Raw genomic sequence first — 1046 nt, 5'->3', positions numbered from 1 at the left:
CTAGTGCACTGAATCCGAGGAATCGGATGTGATGCGTCGAGTTGGATCAGCGAAGGTCCATTTCAGCGGTTTTGGGTTTTTGTTGTACTGGCGGATGTAGCGCATGAGCTTCTTATCGAGGTCTTTGACTGAGGAGAAAACCCCGCGTGTGATGACATCACGCTGGATGCGGGCGAACCAGTTCTCGACCTGGTTCAGCCATGACGAGTAGGTGGGGGTGTAGTGCATATGAACGCGGGGGTACTCGGCCAGGAACGCATGCACGAGCGGCGTCTTGTGGCTGCTGACGTTATCGCAGATGACATGGATGTCCCGGCCGTTGGACTGACTGGCGACAACCTCTTCGAGGAAGGTCACGAACTGCTCGCTGGTGTGACGAGCTGCCGTTTTGCCCAGCACTTCGCCAGTGCCCGTATTGAGCGCGGCGAACAGGCTCAGTGTGCCATTACGCTTGTATTCGAATCCGTGGCTTTGCGCGCGTCCGGGTGCCAATGCAAGCATCCGGTCCTTGCGGTCCAGCGCCTGGATCGCGGTCTTTTCGTCCACGCAGAAGACCACCGCGTGCGCAGGCGGGTCCAGGTACAGGCCGATCACGTCTGCGGCCTTGGTCTCAAACTCCGGGTCGTTGGAGACCATGTGGGTGTCCAACCGATGCGGACGCACGCCGTGTTTGCGCCAAATGCGCTGGACGGCCGAGAACGACACATTGCCCAGCTCGGCAGCCAGCTTGCGACTGCTCCAGTGCGTCGAACCGTCTTTGGGCTTGTGCTTGAGCGTGCGGTTGAGCACACGCGCTTCCAGCTTGGCCGTCGGTATCTTCGGCGCACGCCCAGGATGCACCGACACCAGCCCGGCCAGTCCTTGCGCCTCAAACGCCGCCGTCCACTTCGAGACGAATGCGTCGTTGCAGGCAAGCTTAGTGCGTATGTGGACTCGACGTTCTCCATCGCTCCAAAGCACAACACACCGCGCGCGGCGCACCAAAGCGGCGTTGCCGTGACGCTTGCGCATCACCGCCTCCAATTCAGCACGCTGTTGGATCGTCA

The 1046-nt window shown here is 60.4% G+C and carries 1 protein-coding gene; it reads right to left on the bottom strand.

All coding sequences use genetic code 11. The annotated features are described in order from the left end of the window. A partial coding sequence (locus tag A7D16_RS20210) for an IS630 family transposase (protein ID WP_204377184.1) occupies window positions 1–1046 on the bottom strand: 1046 nt, incomplete at its 5' end.

The organism is Xanthomonas nasturtii, assembly GCF_001660815.1.
GTDB lineage: Bacteria > Pseudomonadota > Gammaproteobacteria > Xanthomonadales > Xanthomonadaceae > Xanthomonas > Xanthomonas nasturtii.
The sequence above is the reverse complement of the archived record's forward strand: the minus strand, read 5'-3'. Positions and strand labels throughout refer to the sequence as shown.